The sequence below is a fragment of the Gluconobacter cerevisiae genome (assembly GCF_015244675.1).
Classification (GTDB): Bacteria; Pseudomonadota; Alphaproteobacteria; order Acetobacterales; family Acetobacteraceae; genus Gluconobacter; species Gluconobacter cerevisiae.
Genome location: NZ_JABCQO010000001.1, coordinates 120,156 through 138,438, shown reverse-complemented (window position 1 = coordinate 138,438; position 18,283 = coordinate 120,156). Strand labels below are relative to the sequence as shown.

At 60.9% G+C, this 18,283-nt stretch carries 16 protein-coding genes; 12 read left to right on the top strand and 4 right to left on the bottom strand.

From position 1 onward, the window contains the following. Window positions 1-4 precede the first annotated feature (4 nt). Both HKD21_RS00565 and cysK read right to left on the bottom strand, forming a co-directional pair. A complete protein-coding gene (locus tag HKD21_RS00565; protein WP_194253741.1) occupies window positions 5-673 on the bottom strand; it encodes an RBBP9/YdeN family alpha/beta hydrolase in 669 nt (222 codons plus the stop codon). Between the two features lie 122 nt (window positions 674-795). Beyond that, window positions 796-1,791, bottom strand: a complete 996-nt coding sequence (cysK, locus tag HKD21_RS00560) for a cysteine synthase A (protein WP_194253740.1) — start codon at window positions 1,789-1,791, stop codon at window positions 796-798. Window positions 1,792-2,113: 322 nt separating this feature from the next. On the opposite strand from cysK, the gene HKD21_RS00555 reads away from it, so the two are divergent. The 10 genes from HKD21_RS00555 to HKD21_RS00510 all read left to right on the top strand — a co-directional run bounded on the left by HKD21_RS00555 (window position 2,114) and on the right by HKD21_RS00510 (window position 12,875). Further along, window positions 2,114-2,311 (top strand): hypothetical protein, encoded by a 198-nt coding sequence (locus HKD21_RS00555; protein WP_062029912.1) that lies wholly within the window; start codon window positions 2,114-2,116, stop codon window positions 2,309-2,311. Between the two features lie 68 nt (window positions 2,312-2,379). Next, entirely contained in the window at window positions 2,380-3,363 is a 984-nt protein-coding gene (locus tag HKD21_RS00550; protein ID WP_228120653.1) for an ABC transporter permease, read from the top strand. Beyond that, window positions 3,360-4,343, top strand: coding sequence for an ABC transporter permease (locus HKD21_RS00545; protein WP_194253739.1), 984 nt, complete (start codon window positions 3,360-3,362; stop codon window positions 4,341-4,343). The genes HKD21_RS00550 and HKD21_RS00545 overlap by 4 nt, the downstream gene beginning before the upstream one ends. Further along, window positions 4,333-5,286 carry an ABC transporter ATP-binding protein gene (locus HKD21_RS00540; protein ID WP_194253738.1) on the top strand — a complete coding sequence of 318 codons (954 nt, stop codon included), beginning with the start codon at window positions 4,333-4,335 and terminating at the stop codon, window positions 5,284-5,286. The genes HKD21_RS00545 and HKD21_RS00540 overlap by 11 nt, the downstream gene beginning before the upstream one ends. Further along, window positions 5,283-6,215 carry an ABC transporter ATP-binding protein gene (locus HKD21_RS00535; RefSeq protein WP_194253737.1) on the top strand — a complete coding sequence of 311 codons (933 nt, stop codon included), beginning with the start codon at window positions 5,283-5,285 and terminating at the stop codon, window positions 6,213-6,215. Before HKD21_RS00540 ends, HKD21_RS00535 begins: the two co-directional genes overlap by 4 nt. Window positions 6,216-6,319: 104 nt before the next feature. Further along, a complete protein-coding gene (xdhA, locus tag HKD21_RS00530; RefSeq protein WP_194253736.1) occupies window positions 6,320-7,780 on the top strand; it encodes a xanthine dehydrogenase small subunit in 1,461 nt (486 codons plus the stop codon). Next, window positions 7,773-10,088 (top strand): xanthine dehydrogenase molybdopterin binding subunit, encoded by a 2,316-nt coding sequence (xdhB, locus tag HKD21_RS00525; protein ID WP_194253735.1) that lies wholly within the window; start codon window positions 7,773-7,775, stop codon window positions 10,086-10,088. The genes xdhA and xdhB overlap by 8 nt, the downstream gene beginning before the upstream one ends. 1 nt (window position 10,089) lies before the next feature. Continuing rightward, entirely contained in the window at window positions 10,090-11,010 is a 921-nt protein-coding gene (gene xdhC, locus HKD21_RS00520) for a xanthine dehydrogenase accessory protein XdhC (RefSeq protein WP_194253734.1), read from the top strand. A gap of 49 nt (window positions 11,011-11,059) precedes the next feature. Next, entirely contained in the window at window positions 11,060-12,607 is a 1,548-nt protein-coding gene (locus HKD21_RS00515; protein ID WP_194253733.1) for a glucoamylase family protein, read from the top strand. An 82-nt stretch (window positions 12,608-12,689) separates the two neighbouring features. Then, complete coding sequence (locus HKD21_RS00510; RefSeq protein WP_062029897.1) at window positions 12,690-12,875, top strand: YqaE/Pmp3 family membrane protein; 186 nt, start codon at window positions 12,690-12,692, stop codon at window positions 12,873-12,875. A gap of 69 nt (window positions 12,876-12,944) precedes the next feature. On the opposite strand, the gene HKD21_RS00505 is transcribed toward HKD21_RS00510, so the two are convergent. After that, on the bottom strand, window positions 12,945-14,351 hold the full coding sequence (locus tag HKD21_RS00505) for a sugar porter family MFS transporter (protein WP_194253732.1): 1,407 nt from the start codon (window positions 14,349-14,351) through the stop codon (window positions 12,945-12,947). Between the two features lie 252 nt (window positions 14,352-14,603). Between HKD21_RS00505 and HKD21_RS00500 the strand changes: the two genes are divergently transcribed. Continuing rightward, entirely contained in the window at window positions 14,604-15,509 is a 906-nt protein-coding gene (locus HKD21_RS00500) for a LysR substrate-binding domain-containing protein (protein WP_194253731.1), read from the top strand. 55 nt (window positions 15,510-15,564) lie between these two features. Continuing rightward, a complete protein-coding gene (locus HKD21_RS00495) occupies window positions 15,565-17,457 on the top strand; it encodes an FUSC family protein (protein ID WP_322782881.1) in 1,893 nt (630 codons plus the stop codon). Here the strand turns inward: HKD21_RS00495 and HKD21_RS00490 are convergent, their stop codons facing one another. Continuing rightward, window positions 17,458-18,252: an SDR family NAD(P)-dependent oxidoreductase gene (locus HKD21_RS00490; protein ID WP_194253730.1), complete on the bottom strand. Its 795-nt coding sequence runs from the start codon at window positions 18,250-18,252 to the stop codon at window positions 17,458-17,460. Window positions 18,253-18,283: the final 31 nt, after the last annotated feature.

Below are 18,283 nucleotides of genomic sequence, written 5' to 3'. Positions count from 1 at the left end.
GGAGTTACTGGACCCGGAGCGGCAGCCGCCTTCTGGCGAAATCGAGCATGGCTGTTGCGCCATGTTCCCACAGGCCCAGTGGCTCGCTGCTGCCGATATGGCCCACGGCGCCCGCTTCCAGAAAATCCGATTGCCAGTGTCTGGCCAGTTCGCGCGCGCGGGGCAGGGACAGCCAGGGATCGTTGCTGCTGGCCATGATGGCTGTGGCGGCGGGAAGGGGCGTTCCGGGAAGGGGGCCAAACGCCCGGATGAGTGCAACATCCGGGTGGGTCGTCTGGTCGATATCGGCCGGGGCGACCAGAAAGGCTCCGGCAACGCGCCGTCCTCCATGTCTTGTCAGCCATTTTGCAGTCAGCACCGAGCCGAGACTGTGCGCGATCAGGAAAGTCGGGCGTGTTGAGGCTTCGATAGCTTCCGTCAGCGCGGCTTCCCAGTCTGCTGGATTGGGTGTTTCCCAGTCCTTCTGGCGCAGGCGGCGCAGGCCATAAGTCTGTTCCCAATGCGATTGCCAGTGATCCTGGCCCGAGCCGAACAGGCCCGGCACCAGAAGCAGATCGACCTGTTGTCCGAGAGTGCGGAATGCTCTGGCGATGCGGGGCTGTGCCGTTTCGGAGAGGTTATGTGTGGCCCAGGCAGGATCGAAAGATGTGGGACGGCCGGAAAACAGGTTCATGGCGTTATCTCCTCTCAGCCCTCCCGACTCTTTTACACGAGGCCGGAACAGGATTTGGTTTAATAACGAACATATATGGATATTAAATAAAATAACTTTATTAAAAAGTTATTTTATGGGCTTTAGGAGAGCCCGTCGAAAAGCTGTGTGGAGAGATAGCGTTCCGCGAAAGACGGCACGATGGCCACGATTGTTTTACCGCGACTGGATGGTTTGCGGGCCAATTCCATTCCGGCAAACAGCGCTGCGCCTGACGAAATCCCGATGGGAATACCTTCGACGGCGGCGCAAAGGCGGGCGGTTGCGACGGCTTCCTGCTCGGAGACTTCGAACACGCCGTCCAGCGCCTTGAGGTCCAGCGTATCGGGTTCGAAGCCCGGTCCAATGCCCTGAATGCCGTGTGGTCCCGGCTCGTCCCCGTGAAGGACTGCGCTTTCGCGTGGTTCCACGCCGTAAATCTTGATGGATTTGCGATGTTTTTTCAGACCGTGGGCAATGCCGGAGGCCGTGCCGCCCGTTCCCAGACCGGCCACGACCATATCGACCTTGCCCGCCGTATCTTCCCAGATTTCCTGCGCTGTCGTCTGTTCATGCACGGCGGGATTAGCGTCGTTTTCGAACTGGCTCGGCATCCAGGCGTCGGGAAGGGTGCTGTTGAGCTGCTCGGCGCGTTCGATCGCACCGGCCATGCCGCGGGATGCAGAGGTCAGTTCGGTTTCCGCGCCCATCAGGCGCAGCATCTTGCGGCGTTCGGTCGAGGCATTTTCCGGCATGGTTACGATCAGCCGGTAGCCCAGCGCCACGGCTGCGAAAGCCAGCGAAATACCGGTATTGCCGGAAGTTGGTTCGATCAGGACCGTACGGCCCGGCGTGATCAGGCCGCGCGTTTCGGCATCCCGCAGCATGGCCACGCCGATGCGGTCTTTGACGGAGCCGAGCGGATTGAAGAATTCCAGTTTGAGGAGCAATCGCCCGTTGAGATGCTCACGCTGGGTCAGGTGCGGTAGCGCCACCAGCGGGGTGCCTCCTACCGTTTCCAGGAAAGAGTTGAAAACGCGTCCCCGGGGGGCTGCATAACCTTCGAACGGGGCGGGGGACAACGGAACCTTCTTGCTCATGATTCCCACTTAACATGGAAAACGGGGGGAAGGGCAGACGGTAAATGAAGGGGGCTATGACAACATATAAATAACTTAATTAAAACGTATTTATTGATATCACATCATATTCATGCGTTATATATTGACGATGTCTGTCCGGATGTCCTATGCGACATTCTAAAGTGACGTCCACAACAACAGGGCCGGTCGGTCGATGATGTGTCGAATGTGTAGCTCGCAGCAATCGCGCTGCCTCTTTTCAGGTCCGGAGGCATTTGCCTCCGGCATGTCATAACGCCCGACACAGGATTGTCGGGCTCTTTCTTCAGGGTCCGGCATCATGCTTGGTTCAACCATCATCGAAATCAACGGTGTTTTTCTCGGCGCGGCCATTCTGGTCAGCAGCAGCGGAAAGCGGCGCTTTTATGCCGCGCATGACAGCGTGCGCGCGCTCCATAATGAACTCCTTCCAGATCTGGGGACGCTCCAGCAGCGCATTCGTCTGCATGTGCGCAAACCGGCCCTCGATCTCGCCTGATTGCGAAGAGTCTCTTCTGTCCGGGTGGTTTCGTGCTGTAGAACAGGAAACAATACAAACCGGAACGAATGGGAGCAGGCGTGGAAGGAAGTTACCGGCGGATTGCCCGCGCTGTTCTGACACGTCGTGACGGTGCTTTTGCGGCCCTGCTTCTGGCTTTCATCATTGTCGCCTGCCTGTCTGCTCCTCTCTACGCCACGCTGAACGGTGTCGATCCGTTCTCGTCCGATATCGCGGGCACGACCATGCGCAATGGACAGCGCGTCGATCTCATGCAGCCGAACGACAATCCGCTGCATCTGGGTCTCAGCCCGATTGGGCCGGACTGGCGGTCGGGGCCTTATGTGCTGGGTGCGGATTCGCAAGGGCGGGATGTCGCGGCGCGTGTGCTTTATGGGGGGCGCAATTCGCTTCTGATTGCATCGTCCTCCGCTGTGTTCTGTCTGTGTCTGGCGGCGTGTCTGGGGATTTGCGCGGGATATTTCGGGGGCTGGATCGACCTGATTCTGTCGCGCATTCTGGACATGCTCTGGGCGATCCCGGTTTATCTGTTTGCGATTTCGCTCTCCGTCGTCACGGTTGGGCATGGCATCCGGCTTGGTTTCATCACCATCGGCGCGGATAACCTGCTGATTCCAATCGGGATTATTGCGCTGGTTTATGTGCCCTATGCGGCTCGGCCTTTCCGGGCGCGGGCACTGAGCCTGTCTCAGGCGGGGTTTGTGATGGCGGCCCGAGGGATGGGAGCGTCGGATTTCCGTATTCTGTGGCGGGAGATCCTGCCGGGACTGATGCCGACCATGGCCGTGCTCGCGCCTCTGGTGATGGCGTTGTGCATGCTCGCGGAGTCCGCGCTGTCGTTCCTGTCGCTCGGCGTGCAGGCTCCGGCGGCATCGTGGGGGACGATCATTCAGGACGGCGAAGGACTGCTCTATACGCGCCCTGCGGTGGCGATTGCTCCGGGTGTTGCGATCGTCCTGACCGTTTTGGCCCTGAATGTTCTGGGCAATGCGCTGCGGGATCAGATTGATCCGAAAGGTACGGCCCGATGATCCGGAGTTTCGCCTCCCGGACCGGGCAGATGCTGCTGGTCATTTTCGGGATTTCGGTTCTGGTGTTCTGCATTTTCTTTGCGACACCGGGTGCGGACCCAACGGCGCGTATTGCAGGGCGCGGAGCCAGTCCGCAGGTCGTGGCGCGCATCCGGGCGGAGTATGGTTTCGATCGTCCGCTGCCGGTGCAGTATGTGACGATGATGCAAAAGCTGTTCGTGAGCCGGGACCTGACGTCCTTCGTCAATCACGGTCAGCGCGTTGTGCCTGAAGTGTTGCAGGCGGCCCCGGTGACGCTTTCGCTCGTGCTGTGGGCGGCATTTTTCTGGGTCAGCGGGTCGCTGGTTTTCGGGATTGCTTCGGCGGTCTTGCGCGATAGCTGGGTGGATCGGTTGTTGATGGTTTTGGGGCTGATTGGGCTATCCATGCCAGTGTTCTGGCTGGGCGAGGTCGTCAATCTCGTGACGCAGAGCCGCTGGCATGACACGTTTCTGTTCCGTTGGGTGCCGCCGCTGGGATATGTGCCGTTTTCGCAGAGCCCGTGGGGCTGGGCGAAGGCGCTGTTCCTGCCGTCTCTGACGCTGGCAGTCTGTTTTATCGGCCTTTATGCGCGGGTTCTGCGGTCCGAACTTTTAACGGCGATGGGCGAGGATTCCATCCGTACGGCGCGGGCCAAGGGGGCAGGGCCGGTGCGGGTATGGCTGTGGCATGGTTTGCGCCTGTCCTGGCTGAGTTATGTGTCGCTGTTCGGGCTGGATTTCGCGCAGCTCCTGGGGGGCGGCGCGCTTCTGACGGAAGTCGTGTTCGCCCTGCCGGGCGTTGGGCGGTTGACTTATCAGGCGCTGGCGACGCTCGACCTGCCGCTCATTATGGCGACTGTCATGTATGCCGCTGTTTTTGTCGTCATCGCCAATGCGCTGGTGGACGGGCTCTATGCGCTGCTGGACCCGCGGATCAGGGAGGGGCGGCATGGGCGCTGAAATGCTTCTGAAGCTGCATCACCTGCATCTGGAATTGCCGAACGGAACGGCACTGCTTGAAGATGTCTCCCTGAACGTGCGGCGCGGGGACGCGTTGGGCGTGGTGGGGGAATCCGGATCGGGAAAGAGCCTGACCGCTATGAGCGTCATGGGGCTGCTGCCGGGTCTAAAGGCTTCGGGCTCCATTTGCTTTGAAGGGCGTGAACTTCTGGGGATGAAGGATCGGGAGTGGCGGCGTCTGCGCGGTGCGGGCATGGCCATGATTTTTCAGGACCCGATGACAGCGTTCCTTCCGGTCCGCTCCATCGGGGCGCAGATCGACGAGCAGATCCGGCTGCATGATCGTGTCAGCCGTCGTGAGGCTCGCGCGCGGACCGTGGCTCTGCTGGGGCGGATGGGGGTGCCTGATCCGGAAGCTGCGGCGAAACGCTATCCGCACCAGCTTTCCGGCGGTCTGCGTCAGCGCGCCATGATCGCGATGGCGCTGTCCTGTGGTCCGTCGCTTCTGATCGCGGATGAGCCGACTACCGCGCTTGATGTCACGGTGCAGGCGCAGATCCTGACATTGTTGTGCGAAATCCGCGACAGTGGGGCCGGTGTGATGCTGATTACGCATGACATGGGCGTCGTGGCGCAGACGTGTACGCATGTGGCGGTTGTCTATTCCGGGCTTGTGGTAGAGCAGGGGCCGGTTGCGGCGGTGATGGCGCGACCGCTGCATCCTTATACGCAGGCTTTGCTGGAGGCGATCCCGCCGCTGGATGGACCGAGGCCGGAGGCGCTGCCCACCATTCCGGGGCGTCCGCCGGCTCCGGATGCGCGGCCAGAAGGCTGTGTTTTCGCGCCGCGCTGCCGCTTTGTGCGACCGGACTGTGCCGTGCGTCCTGCGTTGCGGGAACCGGAAGAAGGGCGGCACGTGGCCTGCGTGCTGTACGACGCATGACCATTCTTCTTGAGGCGAAAAACCTAAGCAAACACTACCGTCTCGCGCGTGGCGAAACCCTGCGTGCCGTGAGCGATGTGTCGCTGGCCGTGCATCGCGGGGAGGCGCTTGCGCTTGTCGGAGAGTCCGGTTGTGGCAAGTCCACGCTGGGCCGGACGCTAATCGGGCTGGGTGCGCCGAGTTCGGGGGAGGTGTTCTTTGAGGGCGAGCGGATTTCCGGCCTGTCGGACCGCGCGCTAAGGCGCTGGCGACCGCGGATGCAGATGGTGTTTCAGGATTCGTCCTCGACGTTCAATCCGCGCCGCACCATTGGCGACACGTTGGCAGAACCGATGCGTATTCATGGGCGGACCGGCATTGCCGAGCGGATCGGGACGCTGCTGGAGCAGGTCGGGTTGTCGTCGTCCGTTCTGTCCCGGTATCCCCATGAGTTTTCGGGTGGGCAGCGGCAGCGTCTGAACATTGCACGCGCGTTGATGCTGGGGCCGGAGCTGTTGGTGGCGGATGAACCGACATCCGCGCTGGACGTGTCGGTACAAGCGCAGATCGTGAATCTGCTGCGGGAATTGCGCAATTCACTGGGTGTGGCGTGCGTGTTCATTTCCCATGATCTGGCAGTCGTGCGGCAAATGGCGGACCGGATTGCCGTTATGTATCTGGGGCGGATTGTGGAGGAAGGGGACGTGCTGGCGGTTCTGGAGGCCCCGGCCCATCCTTATACGCGGGCATTGCTGAACGCTGTGCCCCGTCCGGACCGGCCGTTGCCGCCGCCGCTCAAAGGCGACGTGCCGAGCCCGATCCATCCGCCGCAGGGCTGTGCGTTTCACACACGCTGCCCATTGACCCAGCCGCGCTGTTCGCAGGAGCGCCCGGAACTCCACAGGATCGCGGAAGGCCGGACAGTCGCCTGTCATTACCCCCTGCTCTAGAAAAAGCAACGCTCCGTTCCGATCTTGGATATAGACGGCAACGCCTGCGCTGCGGCACAGAAAACCATACGCTTCTTTGTTTTTCTTGCCCGAGATCCCGCCCAATGCGCCAGACCATCCGCTTTTATCTGGGGGAAGACCTCTGCACGTTCAGGGATCTGTCCCCGACGCTGACCCTGCTGGACTGGCTGCGGGATCGTGGGCGGACCGGCACCAAGGAAGGCTGCAATGAGGGCGATTGCGGGGCCTGTACAGTGCTGGTCGTCCGGCTTGAGGACGGGCGGCTGAACTGGCGGGCGGTCAATGCGTGTATTCAGTTCGTCAGTATGCTGGATGGTGCTCAGGTCTTTACAATCGAAGACTTGGGAACGGCTGATGAGCCGCATCCTGTGCAGACGGCTATGGTCGAGCAGCATGGTTCGCAATGCGGGTTCTGCACGCCGGGTTTCGTTATGTCGATGGCGGCCTATCGCAAGACCGAAGGCGCTACGGCGAACGATCAGGCCATTGATGATGCACTGGCCGGCAATCTGTGTCGCTGCACCGGTTATGCGCCGATTGTGCGCGCCATGAAACAGGCGATGGCGGCTGGGCCGGACCGTTTCGATGCGCAGGTGGAGGTGATCGCCGGACGTCTGACGGCGTTGCGGGACGGCGAGAGCGTGCGGCTTGAAGGGCCGGAGGGTACGCTCAGTATCCCGGCGTCCGCGGACGATCTGGCGAAGATTTTGCTGGCCGACCCGGAGGCGACCATTGTTGCGGGTGCCACGGATGTGGGGCTGTGGGTGACGAAGGGGATGCGCCGTCTGAAGCATGTCGTGCCGATCGGGCGCGTTCCGGGACTGCGGGCTTTGAGCAGAACGTCGAAGGGGCTGCGGATCGGGGCTGCGGTGACGTATCAGGACGCGCGCCCGGCCATTGCGGAACTGCTTCCGGATGCGGGGGAAATGATCCGGCGTCTGGGCTCCACGCAGGTTCGGAACAGTGCGACGGTGTGTGGAAATATCGCGAATGGCTCCCCGATCGGCGATGGACCGCCGATGTTCATTGCAGCCAATGCGACACTGCATCTGCGGCGCGGGGCGGAGCGTCGGTCCATCGCGCTGGAAGACTATTTCATCGCTTACGGAAAGCAGGACCGGCAGCCTGGCGAGTTCGTGGAGGCTCTGACCGTTCCTGAGCCTGAGCCGGGTGCGCAGTTTCGCGCTTACAAGATCTCCAAGCGCTTCGATCAGGATATTTCCGCCGTTCTGGGCGCTTTCATGATCGAGACGGACGATCAGAACCGGATTACTGTGGTCCGGCTGGCTTATGGTGGCATGGCAGCCACGCCGAAGCGCGCGTCGGGCGCGGAAGCGGCGCTGATGGGGCGTGTCTGGGACAAGGACGCGCTGGCGGCAGCACGAGCGGCCATTCTGGAGGATTTCGCGCCGCTGACGGATATGCGGGCGAGTGCGTGGTATCGGCAGACCGTTGCGGCCAATCTGCTGACACGGTTTTTCGAAGAAACGACAGGGGGCGGTCAGGCGCGTCTCGCCCGGACGGGAGGGTTGGCGCATGTCTGATCTCGTTCCCGGCGCCGCGTCCACCAGCATGAAGCATGAAAGCGCACTGCTGCATGTGACGGGGCGGGCAGCGTATATTGATGATCTGCCGGAGCCGCGCGGAACGCTGCATCTCGTGCCGGGGCTGAGCACGAAGGCTCATGCGCGGATCGTCTCGATGGATCTGGACGCGGTGCGCCCCGCGCCGGGTGTCGTGTGTGTGCTGACGGCGGCGGATGTGCCGGGCGAGAATCAGATCAGCCCGGTTCATCGGGAAGACGAGCCGCTTCTGGCGACGGATCGTGTCCATTTCTGGGGGCAGACGATGTTTGCCGTGGTGGCGACGTCGCGTCAGGCAGCGCGTCAGGCCGTGCGGCTGGCGAAGATTGATTATGAGGAAAAGCCTGCGATCCTGAACATTGCGCAGGCGCGGGAAAATGGCAGCCCGATGGTCTGGCGCTCCCTGACCATGCAGCGCGGGGATGTGGAACGTGGTTTGAAAGCCGCGCCGCGTCGTCTGTCGGGGCAGATTGAGATTGGCGGGCAGGAGCATTTCTATCTGGAAGGGCAGGCCGCGCTTGCCCAACCCGGAGAGGCCGGAGAAATGCGCGTCTGGTCGTCCACGCAGCATCCGTCCGAAACGCAGCATCTGGTGGCTGCTGTGCTGGGTCGTCCGCATCATCTGGTTACGACGGAAGTGCGCCGTATGGGCGGAGCGTTCGGCGGCAAGGAGACGCAGGCTAATGCCTGGGCCTGTCTGGCCGCTATAGCGGCTGACCGGACGGGACAGGCGGTCAAGGCACGTCTGGACCGTGATGATGACATGATGGCGACCGGAAAGCGGCATGACTTCTTGATCGACTATGACGTCGGCTTCACCGATGAGGGTGATATTCTGGCCGTGGATATGGTTCTGGCCGCGCGGTGCGGCTGGGCGGCGGATCTGTCCGGGCCGGTGACGGACCGGGCGCTGTTTCACGCTGACAACGCCTATTTCTATCCCGATGTGCGGCTGAAATCCGAGCCGTTGCGGACCAATACGCAGTCCAACACGGCCTATCGTGGGTTTGGCGGGCCGCAGGGCATTGTCGCGGCGGAGCGCGTGATTGAGGAAGTCGCGTTTGCGACCGGGCTTGATCCCGTGGCGGTCCGGCTGCGGAACGTTTATGGGACCGGGACGCGCAATCTCACGCCGTATCACATGACGGTCGAGGACTCGATTACGGCCGAGATCCTGACAAAGCTGGTTGGGCGCTGTGATTATCAGGCGCGCAAAGCCGAGATCAGGGCGTTCAATCTTACCAGCCGCATCATCCGTCGCGGCATTGCGCTGACGCCGGTGAAGTTCGGAATTTCGTTCACGGCCACGCATTACAATCAGGCCGGTGCGCTGGTGCATGTCTATACGGACGGCTCGGTTCAGGTGAACCACGGCGGGACGGAAATGGGGCAGGGGCTGCACACCAAAATGGTGCAGATTGTCCTGCGTGAGTTCGGTTTGACGGCGGATCGCGTCCGCATCACGGCGACGACGACCGGGAAAGTGCCGAACACGTCCGCCACGGCAGCGTCTTCGGGGGCGGATCTGAACGGCATGGCGGTGCTGGATGCGGTGCGGAAGATCAAGGGCCGGATGATCACGTTCGCCACTGAGAAGTGGGGCGTGGCGGCGGAAGACATCCATTTCCGGCCTGATGGTGTTCATGTCGGCGCGGAGGCCATGACCTTCCAGCAGCTTGCCTGGCAGGCCTATTTCGCGCGGGTCTCGCTGTCTTCGAACGGGTTTTATAAGACGCCGAAGATTTCCTGGAATCCCGAGACCGGGCGCGGGCGACCGTTCTTTTATTTCGCCTATGGCGCGGCCTGTGCGGAAGTGTCGGTTGATTTGCTGACGGGAGAGCACAGCATTGATCGCGTGGATATCCTGCATGATGCCGGGCAGTCCCTGAACCCGGCCATTGATATCGGGCAGATTGAAGGCGGCTTTGTGCAGGGCGCGGGCTGGCTGACGACGGAGGAGCTGGTCTGGGACGGAGCTGGGCGTCTGCGGACTCATGCGCCCAGCACTTACAAGATCCCGGCCTGTTCGGATCGGCCCCGGATTTTCAATGTGGAGCTGTTGGAAAACGCGCCCAATCGGGAGGAGACGATTTTTCGTTCCAAGGCCGTCGGAGAGCCGCCTTTCGTGCATGGGGTTGCAGTTTTGCAGGCCATTTCGGACGCCATCGCCAGTCTGGACGACTACCGGACCTGTCCGAAACTGGATGCGCCCGCCACGCCGGAGCGGGTTCTGAAAACTCTGATGGCACTGCGGGAAAAGGCTGGCTGACATGCTCGCGGATGTTCTGCGCTGGCGGACGGAAGGGCAGGAGATGGTGCGCCTGACCGTCATTCGCGCGAAAGGCTCGACACCTCGCGAGGAGGGCGCGTTCATGCTCCTGACCCGCACCGAACAAAGCGGTACGATCGGCGGCGGTCGGCTGGAATGGGACTGCATGGCGGAGGCACGCGCGCTTCTGGCATCAGGCGGAGGGGCGGTCGAGCGTCATATTTCCCTCGGTCCGGCTATCAATCAGTGCTGTGGCGGGGCTGTTACCATCCGCATGGAGCGGATGGGTGATGCTGACGCTCTTGAGGCTGAACTCCGCGCTGACCGGGAAAAACTGCCGCAACTGCTGCTGTTCGGGGCCGGACATGTGGGTCGTGCGCTCGCTCGGGCTCTCTCGCTTCTGCCGCTGCGGCTGGTCTGGGTCGATGCGCGGCAGGAAGAGTTCGGGACCGTACCGCCGGGCGTGGAGGCATTGGTGACAGAGCAATGGGAGTCGCTTGTGCAGGCCGCTCCTTCCAGATCGGGCGTTCTGGTTCTGACGCAGAGCCATACGCTGGATGCACTCATCACGGGGACGGCGCTGGAGCGGGGCGATCTGCGCTATGTCGGGATGATCGGGTCGCGCACCAAACGCAAACGGTTCGAGAGCGCCTTCCGGCAGATCGACATTCCGCAGGAGCGGATTGATCGTCTGGTCTGTCCGATCGGTGATTTCGGGGTGCGGGACAAGCGTCCGGAGATGATCGCCACGTTCGTGACGGCTGAGATCGCCGCCCGCATGTTGTGCGAGGCAGATTCGCCGCAGGTTTCGGAGAGTGCTATTTCAGATACCAATAATGTTACATCTACCCGTGATCCTGTCGTAAGGCTTTGCGGAACAAGGGCGGAGTTTCAACACTTTTTAGGTATCACAGAAAATTGATGTAACGGTGGGTGCGTTGCAGGCGGTCCTTCTGTTTATCCTCCCCCGCATGAGCATGCAGAACCGGACGCAGCGGACTTCTGAAGTCCCGTTTTTCTCTCCAGCCGTCCCGTCAGGGCAGAGGTGGAAATCCCGGATTTCCCGTTTCTGCCAGGCAGGATTTGCACTGGGTGCATTGAGCCTGACTCTTCAGACCGCTCAGGCGGCGCCGACGGCCAGTACGGCGCTTTCGACAGCCCTTCAGCCGACCAGCCTTCCGGCTGCGGATGCTGCTTTTGTCGATGATCTGGAAAAGCGCACGTTCAACTGGTTCTGGGAAACGGGTAACCCGAAGAACGGTCTGGTGCCGGACCGTGCGCCGCTGCCCAATGGCGCAGCCAGTATTGCCAGCGTTGGTTTCGGGCTGACGGCTTATGGCATTGGCGTGGAGCGCAACTATATCACCCGTCAGCAGGCCGTGGACCGCACGCTGACGACGCTGCGCTTTTTAGCCAGCCTGCCGCAGAACGATCATGTTGCAGGCGCTGCGGGCTATAAGGGTTTCTTCTATCATTTCCTTGATCCCAATACCGGCCTGCGTGTTGCGGACTGGTCCGAACTGTCCAGCATCGACACCGCGCTTCTGATGGGGGGCGTGCTGTTCTCGCAGTCCTATTTCGACCATGATACGCCGCAGGAAAAGGAAATCCGCGACATTGCGGATCATCTGTATCGCCGGATCGACTGGACGTGGATGAAGGCCCATGGCCCTTGGCTCAGCATGGGCTGGATGCCGCCGCACACGTTCCTGCCGAGCGACTGGAAAGGCTATAACGAGGGCCTCATCATCTATCTTCAGGCGCTGGGTTCGCCGACGCATCCGCTTCCGGCCGAGACATGGAAGACCTGGACTGCGACCTATGAAGGCCAGTGGGGCGATTTTCAGGGCCACAAGATGCTGAATTTCGCGCCGATGTTCGGCCATCAGTATAGTGAATCCTGGATCGATTTCCGCGGCGTGCAGGATTCTTGGGACCGCGCCCATAACGTCGATTATTTCCAGAACGGCCGTGAAGCCGCCTATGCCCAGCGGGCCTACGCGCAGGCCAATCCGGGAGACTGGAAGGATTATGGTCCCAATATCTGGGGTCTGACGGCCTGTGACGGTCCGGGAGATGCGCAGCAGGTTTATGACGGCAAAAAGCGTCATTATCTGGCCTATAGCGCGCGCGGCGCCGGGCGGGACTATATTCTGGATGACGGCACGATCGCGCCGACGGCTGTGGGCGGGTCCATCGCCTTTGCGCCCGAAATCGCTTTGCCGGCGCTCAAGGAAATGCGCGCCCGCTACGGGGACCGGATTTATAACAAGTACGGCTTTCTTGATGCGTTCAATCCGTCCTTCGCCGACCAGAAATCCTACTGGGTGGATGGTCAGCAGCTTGGGATCGATCAGGGGCCGATCCTGCTGATGCTGGAAAACTGGCGCAGCGGGCTGGTCTGGAACACCATGAAGAAGAATCCGTATCTGCGGGCCGGTCTGGAACGGGCGGGATTTGAAGGCGGGTGGATGCACACCAAAACAGCGTCTTCCAAGTCTGCCGGAACGTCTCTCTGATCGTCTGAGGGATCTGGAGTTGCATCTGGCGCGTTTCTCCCCGATCACTGCTGATAAAGCATCTTTGTGAAAGGAGAGCCCCATGCGTCTCATTCTTGCCCTGCTTCTGCCCTGGCTCCAGTTCTTCACCATTGGCCGTCCGTTTGCCGGTCTGGTGTGCCTGCTGCTTCAGGTGACGATCATTGGCTGGATTCCGGCTGCCATCTGGTCGGTTTATGCGCTCAGCCAGTACAAAACCGATCGCAAGATCGCCTCATCCCGCGGCTGAAATTCCGAGTGTAAAAAAAGCCCCCGTTCCGGTTGGAGCGGGGGCTTTTTTATGCTTCCAGCGCGGGCCTTAGCGGCCGATATCGCGCAGTTTGATACCCTTGTTGAGGCGGATCTCGATGGACTCCAGAGAGACGCCTTTGGTCTCGGGGACGAAGAACAGCACCAGGAAAATGAACAGCGCATTCAGTCCGGCATAGAGCCAGAAGGTGTTAGCCGATCCCAGCGAACTCAGCAGTCCGAGGAACGTCGCACCGACAACCATGTTCGTAACCCAGTTTGTGACCGTCGAGCAGGTGATGCCGAAGTCGCGTCCCTGAAGCGGCATGACTTCCGAGCACAGCACCCAGACCAGCGGACCGGCCGAGAACGCGAAGCCTGCGATGAAGCACAGCAGGACCGCAATCGCGAGGTAATGAGACAGGTCTGACGTTCCGACGATTCCTGACATGATGGCGGCGAGCATGGCCAGTCCGGTTGCCATGATGGCAAAGCCGGTGATCAGCATCTGGCGACGGCCCCAGCTATCCGCGAAAGCAATGGCGATGAAGGTCGCAAGCCAGTTGACCACACCGACGATCGCCGTGCCCCACATCTGTCCGCTGGAGCCGAAGCCGACCTCCTGAAAGATACGCGGGGCATAGTACATTACGACGTTGATGCCCGTGAGCTGCTGCGCGACCTGAAGGCAGATGCCCAGCATGACGGCCCGGCGGAAATTCGGGTTTTCGAGGAACATGGCCAGACCGCGCTGACGGTCATGAATCTGTGCGCGGATGTCGCGGATTTCCTGATGGGCGTGTTCAGGGTCGTGGCGCAGTTCCTTCATGATGGACAAGGCTTCCTCATGGCGCCCCCGCAGCATCAGCCAGCGCGGGCTGTCCGGCAGGAAGAACGAGCCGATCAGGAAGAAAACGCCCGGAATGGCCATGATCCCCAGCATCCAGCGCCATGAGCCGCTGTAGGACAGGATGGCGTTGGACACGAAGGCCAGCAGGATGCCGAATGTGATCATGAGCTGATACATCGAAACGAGGCTGCCGCGGCGGCTTTCGTCTGAAACCTCGGAGATGTAGAGCGGTGCTACGAAACTTCCGATGCCGATGGCCAGTCCGAGCATTGCTCGCCCGAGGATCAGTGCGGAAACGGAGGCAGCCAGCGCACAGACCAGCCCGCCTGCCACGAACAGGAACGCACTGAAGATCAGTGCGCGGCGGCGTCCGAACGCGTAGGACATCCGACCCGCCCCCAGCGCACCCAGAGCTGCGCCGAACATCATGGATGACACGATCCAGGACTGTTCGAAATCGGAAGCGTGGAACTCGTCGCGGATGAAGCCGAGCGCACCGGAAATGACGCCTACGTCCAGCCCGAACATCAGACCGGCAATTGCGGCCAGAATGACGGCGAACATCATACGTCCGACCATCGGCGGTCTGGTGGCGGTGGCGGAAGGAGTGAGCACTGTGTCGCTCATGACGGGGAAACTCCGGCGACCCGCAGGGCGGGCCTGTCAGGGAAAAGCAGAAAAAACCGGGCAGGCAGCCTGAACCGGAGATCGAGCGAGAGGGCTATTCTGTGACAGGCACCATGATTCGCCATCTTTAGCCTTAAACCATAACACATAATTGGGAAAATATTCAAAATCATATGTGATAATTGACTGGATTTTCCATTCTGATGCAGTTGGGTCACACTCTTGGCCTTCCTGTGTTTATGGACAAGCCCTGTGTTTCTGCGTCAGCTGACATATCTTATCGCTCTGGATCAGTACCGGCATTTTTCTCGTGCGGCGGAGCACTGCAACGTCTCACAGCCTGCGCTGTCGATGGCGATCCGTCAGCTTGAACATGAGCTTGGCGTTCCCATCGTTAGGCGTAACCGTCGTGTTCTGGGCCTGACGCCCGAAGGAGAGCGCGTTCTGGCCTGGGCGCGGCAGACGGTTGCCGCGCTGGACGGCCTGCGTCAGGAAGCCGATTTTGCGCATGAAGTCGCGGGTGGCACATTGTCGATCGGGACAATTCCGCCTGCCATTCAGGTCATGCCGTCGCTGATGGAAAGTCTGCGGGCTGCCGTGCCAGCACTTCAGATCGAACTGACGGTCGCAGCCAACGCCGATATCCTGCATGATCTGACCGAGCAGCGCCTCCAGATGGGGCTGATCTATCTGGATCAGGTTCCCGCTGATGGGGGTTTCGAGACGCATCTGCTTTATTCGGAGCAATATGTTTTTGTGGCCGGTTCGCGAATGGAGCTGCCGTCACGCAAAACCTTCAGCTGGGCTGATGCGGCTGAATATCCCCTCGCTCTTCTGGGGCATGCCATGCGAACCCGGCAGATTGTGGATGAGCGTTTTGCGAAAGCGGATGTTAAACCCAATGTCCTGCTTCAAACGAACTCGCTCGAGCTGCTCTATGCCGAGCTTCTGGCCGGACGTCTGGCGACGATCCTGCCGGTTGCCGCGTTGCCTGCCCAGCGGGATCCGGCCAATCCGCTCCAGATCCGCCGTCTTGCGTCCTGTCCGTCTTATCAGGTCGGTCTGGTGCGCCTTAAACAGCCTGTGCAGACAGCGCTGATGTCCCGCAGTTGGGAAATCGTCACTCAGCTTGTTCTGGACGATGCGCTGACTGTCTGAGGCTTTTCATAAGCTCTGTTTATGACGCGATCACGATAATGTCTTGGACAGTATTGTGCAGCGCTCCGAAAATCGCGGCTTTTCGGGCGGGAAAATGTCAGGCTTGGGTGGGAGAGCAGCCGGTCTCGCGGCATCGGGGACACCATTCTGGTCGGAATTGCGGGATGTCCTGATCCAGCGTTGGGGATGGCTGTTTGCGCCTTCTGCGAAAGATCTGGGCTTTGCGGTCCGGACTTCCGTTGCGGCGATCCTGTCTTTGCTGATCGCCATGTGGATGGAACTGGGTAGTCCGCAATGGGCGCCCCTGACTGTCTGGGTCGTGGCGACGGCCTCCCGTGGTGAGAGCCTGTCCAAGGCGCGGTGGCGCTTTGTGGGCACCATTATCGGTGGCTGCATGGGGGTGGCCCTGATCGCGGCCTTTCCCCAGCAGGCCGGACTGTTCTTCATCGCGCTCGCTGTATGGATCGGACTTTGCTGCGGCTGGGCAACGTTCCTTGACGGTTATCGCCGCTATGGGCTTCTCGTCATCAGTTTCACGTCTGCCATCGTGGCGACCGGGGCGATCAGCCAGCCTGATGATGTGTTTAATGTGGCTATGGCGCGCGGAACCTACATCATGCTCGGGACGCTGTGTGAAGCGGTTCTGGCGGCTCTTTTTTTGCCGAATGTGCAGAAGGAGGCCAAGGCAAGGCTGTTGACGCGTCTGAAACAGATCACGTCGAAAGTCGCGACCCATGCGGAGGGAGTGCGGAAGGGAGGTTCCGACCCGGAAGCCGAAAGCCGTCTGCTGACCGAACTGGTCGATGCGAATGCGCGCATTGAATTCGATGTGCTTGAGATGGGCTCAGGCACCCGGCGAAGCGCGGATCATGCACGGGCGGTTCTGGCGCGTCTTCTCGCTGTTCTGGCCCGGGCGCAGGGTGGGACAAGCGGGAGTGGCGTCGATCGGGATCTTGAGGCCGCGCATCGCCATATCGAGGCGATTATTGATCCGCCGCGTCATGACGGTTTTACGTTTCGGACGCGTTCCCCACGGCATATGCTGGAAGCGGTCCTTAACGGGTTGCGGGCCGCGACCGGTATCATCGGGGCGTGGCTTTTATGGGAAGTCACCGCCTGGCCGTCCGGTCCGGCGTTCGTCTCCTTCGTGGCGCTCGTTTATGGGCTGCTGGCAACCCGCGAAATCCCTGCTCTGGCATCTTCAGGTTTTTATCGCGGGGCCGTCTGGTGCGCGGGTGTTGCGGGGATTTATGCGTTTCTTGTGGTACCTGCCGTCACTGTGCCGGAATATCTGGCGCTGCTTCTGCTGATCCCGATGGTGGTCGGAGGATTGGCCGCGCGCGCGCCAAAGCTCGTGAACCATGCATTTTCGTTCAACATGTTCCTGCCTGTCCTGATCGGGCCGTCGAACCTCATGCGCTATGATGAGGTTTCGTTTCTTAATGGCGCGAGTGCGTTTCTCGGGGCGGTTCTTTTCACGCGTGTCACGTTTGGTGTGGTGTTTCCGTTCAGGGCTGACAGTCATCTCAAACGGACCTCGGCGTGGGTCGAAAAGCAGCTCCGTCTGACCGCACGCGGTGGGCTGGGCGGCAATGGTCAAACCGTTCACCAGTGGCTCGCAATCAACGCTGCGAGCATGGTGCGTGCCGTCCGTAACTGTCAGGGGGTGCCGCGCGACATGATGCTGGCTTATATGGCTCGGCATCTTCACGCGATGACTCTTGGGGTCTGGGTGATCGAACTGCGCGATGCTGCTGCGCTGAATGTCACGTCTGTCACTGTGCGCAAACGGTTACAGGTCTTTTTGCGGGCCTGGTTTCGTCAGGGCGACGCTGCGAGGCCTCTTGCGCGAACGGTTCTGTGCTCCCTTCACAAAAGCCCGGATGTCACGTCCGACATCCAGGGCGCTTTGCGGGGACTGGCAGAGGATGTTCCGCCAGTTGCGTGATTAAATGGTGTCAACAGTTCCGCCGTCGACGCGCAGGGCGGCGCCTGTGGTGGCGGAGGCCAGCGGAGAGGCGGTATAGGCGACGAGATTGGCCACTTCGTCCACCGTGGCCATGCGGCGCAGGATGTTGCTTGGCCGGTGTTTCTGAACGAACTCCGCTGCCAGTTCCGCGACCGGGCGGGTGCTGTCGGGGTTCTGGGCTTTCAGCATGTCTTCAACGCCTTCGGACAGAGTGGGGCCGGGGAGGATCGCGTTGACCGTCACATTCGTACCCGCCATCAGCTTCGCCAGTCCGCGGGAAAGCCCCAGCATGGCGGTTTTGCTGACGCCGTAATCCACCATCTCGACAGGAATATTCAGCGCGGATTCCGAGGAGATGAACAAAACACGCCCCCAGTTGCGTTCTTTCATCCCCGGCAGATAGGCCTTGGACAGGCGAACACCGGAGAACAGGTTAACCTCGAACAGATGCGCCCAGCTTTCATCCGTTGTCTGGAAGAAATCGTTCGGCCCGAAGATCCCCGCATTGTTGACGAGAATATCGACGCTGCCTTCAGCCCCGAACAGTGTCTTGCACCCTTCGGCTGTGCCGACATCAGCAACGACGCTACGAAAAGTCCCGCCCGGAACAGCCTTGGACAGCTTCTCAAGCGCGCCGTCCACGCTGTCCTGCTTGCGGCCATTGATAATGACGGTGGCTCCCGTTTCGCCCAAACGTCGGGCGATGGCCAGACCGATCCCGCTGGTTGAGCCAGTGACGAGGGCGGTGCGGCCGCTCAGATCGAGGTTCAGCATGGAAGACTCCTGAAAATGTGATCACGTTCCG